This is a genomic window from Lysinibacillus sp. NPDC056959, assembly GCF_042674095.1.
Taxonomy (GTDB): Bacteria; Bacillota; Bacilli; order Bacillales_A; family Planococcaceae; genus Lysinibacillus; species Lysinibacillus zambalensis.
Genome location: NZ_JBHURE010000056.1, coordinates 1 through 4,676 on the forward strand (window position 1 = coordinate 1; position 4,676 = coordinate 4,676).

The window sequence follows — 4,676 nt, forward strand, 5'->3', positions numbered from 1 at the left end:
TGATGTCCAAAATTTTGTTTCGTTCACCAACTCAAGGTTAGCTACTAAAAACTTTATTGATTACGTTTTGCTTGTTCAGTTTTCAAGGTTCATTTATAATCATTATCTCTTTTGTTAAGAGTTAACTTTTATATAATAACATGTTTTATACATAATGTCAAACAGTTATTTTATTTTTATATTGTTCTAGTTGCATGTTCATCAGCAACTTTTATATAATACCATCTACCTCATAGGACGTCAATAGTATTAATACATTTTTAAAAGTTTTATAGTTTATATCTCGGCCATGCTTTTAAAAATTGAATCGTACGGTTTCTTCCAATTTCTAAAAGTGTTTCTTTAGTCTCTTCGTCTAAATCAAATTGTGTAGCGCTATAATCATCAACAGGAATAAAAATAATATCTCTTTCATGTCGTCTTGAGATATATCTTTCATCATGAGCATCTTTCATAGTAGAAAATAAAGCTTCAAATAAATTTAATCCATTTTTAATTTCATGTGGGTGCTGCTCTTCTCTACGTCTACTCAATTTAAGTCCAATAATCGGTCGCACTTTACGTCCTTCTCTATCATCAAATACCCACAACGGAAAATTACTTAATACACCGCCATCTACAATAACTGAATCTCCTTTTCCTGTTTTTAATGTAACGGGTTCAAAGAAAAATGGTATACCACAACTCATACGTAAAGCACATGCAACCGAAAAATTTTTAGCATCAATATGATAGTTTTGTAAATCATCCGGTAACACAATCATTCTGCCATTTGTTAAATCTGAGGCCACTAATTTTAACGAATCTCTGGGTAAATCTCCAAATGTATAAACGCCTTTTGCTGCTAATTTCTGAAAAAACCATTTTTCTAATGCTTTTCCTTTATATAAACCTAAATGGTGATAAACATTAACCCACTTCATAAATGGGAATGGTAAGATTGTTTTCCTTGGATCTAATAATGAAGGTACATCCAACTCTTCTAGCATAGTCTGGATTTCTTTTCCGCTATACCCTGCAGCAATAAAAGCAGCTAATATAGCCCCGGCACTCGTTCCAGCTACCCGTTTAAAGCGAAAATTCTCAGCTTCTAGTACTTGATACGCCCCAACAAGTGCAAACCCCTTCAAACCGCCACCAGAAAAAACACCATCAATCCACAAAATTTCCTCTCCTTTTTAAGATAATCGTTACATTATATAAAGAGTTATATACAATTAGAACGAACTCAATGAGTATTTTGTCGAATTTACAAATGACTTTGATACTGGCATACGGATCTAAAAATAGTAAAAGGATTAGCTCTATTCAAGTTAGAGCTAATCCTTTTAACTTAGTTAATGTTATTGCTTAGATTACTTAATTTTAAAATGTGAAATTTGACCTTTCAAGTTTTCAACCATATCATTTACTTGATTAGCTGTTCCTAGCATTTCTTCCATAAAAGCAGATTGCTCTTGCATAGTTGAAGCAATATTTTGGGTACCTGCTGATGTTTGCTCCAATGATTGCACAGTTGTTTCAGTAGTCCCTAATACTTGTTCAGAGCTTGCTGATATTTGTTCTACTGTTGAAGCAATTGATTGCGTTCGCATACTAATGTTTGAAATTAGAGATGATATTTTTTGGAAAGTATCTCCAGCCAATCTTATTGCGACAGTCTCTTGATCAATTTCATCTACTACTCTCGTAATAGCTTCAACCGATTCATTAGAATTATTTTGCATTTCAGAGATTAATTTAGTTATGTCATTAGCAGATTGGGCAGATTGTTCTGCTAAATGTCTTATTTCATCTGCGACAACAGCAAACCCTTTTCCGTATTCACCTGCACGAGCAGCCTCAATAGCTGCATTTAGTGCTAGTAAATTAATTTGATCTGAAATACTTGTAATTACATTTGTAATTTGTCCTACTTCTTTAGAACGTTGATGCATTTGTTCAGTCATTTGCATAGAGGCTTTTGAAAGCTCGTTAATTGAATCAATTCCTTGTACGGATTGTTGAATGACATTATTACCTTGATTGGATTCTTCAGATGTCTTAATAGATTCATCAGAGACGTTTGTAGTAGATTCTGTAATTTCTACTATCCCCTCTGATATTTCTCTAATCGCAATTTGATTTTGAATAGCCCCAGTTGTTACCATTTCGCTACTTACTGAAACTTCCTGAATTGCTGCTGATACCTGATTAGCCATTTCTGTCACTTGCTCTATACTTTGAGTCAATTCTTTAGACCCGTTTGCTACATAGTCTGCTGTTGCGGATACATGGCCTATAACTTCTTTTAGCTGTACTTGCATACTATTAAAGCTTGATGCAAGTTGACCAATTTCATCATTACTTGTATTTTTTATTTCCTGTGTTAAATCACCAGCTGCAATTACTTTAGTATAATCTACAAGTTCATTTAACGGTTTAGATATTCTTTTAGCAGTGAAATATGCTAGTATACCACTTACCACAATAAATATAAGTGCTAATAATACACATACTTTTATTAATAAATTTTCTAGATCAACTATAAAATCTGCATCTTCATCTAATCCTAAGACAGAATCTGTTCCTTGAACTTGTAAAAATGTAGACTTATGAGCGCCGTAATCATCTTTATAAATATCACTTGTAACCATTTTAGTTGTACCTAGCGCTGCTTTTTGTTCATCTGTAAACGCTAGTGGCGATAAATACTTATCGTCATTACCTAAAAATAAAATGACTTCTTTATTATCTACTTTACTCATAATATACACATTTTCTAATTCATGCTCTTCTTTAAATGCATTTCCTCTAGTCAATAGTTCTTGATATGCACTTTTGTTTGTTTTAGCACTATTGATTAATTCTTTATCAAATAACTCATCAAAGTCCTCCATTTTCATTGTTAAGCTCTCTTCAAACTGAGGAATAATATACCCGTCAATTAAACGATCAGCTACAATAAAAATGGCTAAGCTAAAAATTGTGCTTATAACAACAATAGGCATTAATACGTTTAATAATATTTTCTTTCTAATTGTCATACCTTTAAACATCATTAAAGCTCCTAACTGAAATAGAAAAATTAGTCATTATTATACAAATACTAATTCTTTTAACGTTATATATTGATTCAGATCTAAATTCAATAACCTTATATTTTCATTTAAATCCGGTGACTTATGAAAGATTACAGCAAAAGTAGAGCTTTCATTTACTTGCATTGGTCGGTATTCTAAAATTTCACCAAAGTTTAGTTTAAACGCTTCATGATTAATAGATACAACTTGCTTATAATCAATAGAAGCATCTACTTCAGCACAACAAAAACTATAAATTGAATCATCCATTTGATTAACTATATTTTCCCAATCAGGCTTTTCTTGTTTAAAAAAGTACTCACATGCATTTACACCATATGCATGAACGCCAAGTTCATTTGTACCGATACCAGCAAATCTAAGTGGATTTACTTCAATAGGAACAATCTGTTCATCATTATCGATGCGAATTTCAATATGTATTGGGGCAGACTTTAAAGCGAAGAACGATGAAATAGTTCTTAAAAACTCTTGAATTTTGTTGAGGGACTCATTTATTACTTGCTTACTCGTATAGTAAATCCTATCGCTCATGTCTTTCTCATGCCTAAACATTCTTTTAAAAAGATTTAGGATAACAGGTTCCCCATCTTCTGTAAAATATACGTCAACAGCGTATTCATTACCTTCAATTAATTTTTCAATTATAAATGATTGATTATTAATAACTTCGATTGGATACTCTGAACTTGTAACTTCCATTTCAAACTTAAGTTGTTTAATAGTTTCTTTATATTCTTCTACCTTATCAATACGATGTACACCTATACTTGAATATCCTATAACAGGCTTAACAATAATAGGGAAAGGTAGGGCACTAGGATCTAATTCTTCTAATTCTTTTAGAGAAACTTCTGTGAAAAAGAAATTTTTATAATGTCTACTTAATGTTTTCCTGAAAGTAACTTTATTTTTCAAAATATCTGTAACAGTTGTTAAATAGTGATTAGGCGCATATTTTGATAAAATATTAAGTCCATTTTCAGAGTTAAAGAGAATTGGAGAATTCCCCTTCTCTAATTCAATCAACAAGTCGTCTACCTTTTTTAAATTTATAGTAGATTCGTTTGGTATAAAAACTTCATTTAATTTGATTACCGGAATTTTATTCTTACTAATTGTGTCCGCTAATAATTCCGAAACATAAGGTTTATCTAGTATTATCAATATTTACACTCCTATCTATATATTTTTTACATATCTATATCCTAATAGTATGTAAAAATAACCATTACCTATTTTAATATATAATACCTATAAAAGCCATAATATTACCTTTTAATACTATGGGTAATTTTACATCGAAATTAATATGAAAGCATAATGAAATATCTAAATACCAATGAGTATATTTGACTATGTAAAGATTAACTTTTGCTAAAGTAAATAATTAAAAAATCGAGAAACTTAAATTAGCTTCTCGATTTTTTACTATTGGTTAAATACTATTTATTTAATTTTATAAAAAGAAACAGCCAGCACACAGCTGACTGTTTATATTGCCTAGCGACGTCCTACTCTCACAGGGGGAAGCCCCCAACTACCATCGGCGCTAAAGAGCTTAACTTCCGTGTTCGGTATGGGAACGGGTGT

3 protein-coding genes and 1 rRNA gene are annotated in these 4,676 nt (G+C 31.2%); all 4 read right to left on the reverse strand.

Going from position 1 to position 4,676, the window contains the following annotated elements:
* Positions 1–269 precede the first annotated feature (269 nt).
* Positions 270–1,163 (reverse strand): patatin-like phospholipase family protein, encoded by an 894-nt coding sequence (locus ACFTQ7_RS24820; protein ID WP_349662324.1) that lies wholly within the window; start codon positions 1,161–1,163, stop codon positions 270–272.
* A gap of 192 nt (positions 1,164–1,355) precedes the next feature.
* Complete coding sequence (locus ACFTQ7_RS24825; protein ID WP_386831979.1) at positions 1,356–3,041, reverse strand: methyl-accepting chemotaxis protein; 1,686 nt, start codon at positions 3,039–3,041, stop codon at positions 1,356–1,358.
* A 36-nt stretch (positions 3,042–3,077) separates the two neighbouring features.
* Positions 3,078–4,250: an ATP-grasp domain-containing protein gene (locus tag ACFTQ7_RS24830; protein ID WP_386831981.1), complete on the reverse strand. Its 1,173-nt coding sequence runs from the start codon at positions 4,248–4,250 to the stop codon at positions 3,078–3,080.
* A 334-nt stretch (positions 4,251–4,584) separates the two neighbouring features.
* Positions 4,585–4,676, reverse strand: a 5S ribosomal RNA gene (rrf, locus tag ACFTQ7_RS24835); the annotation flags it as partial.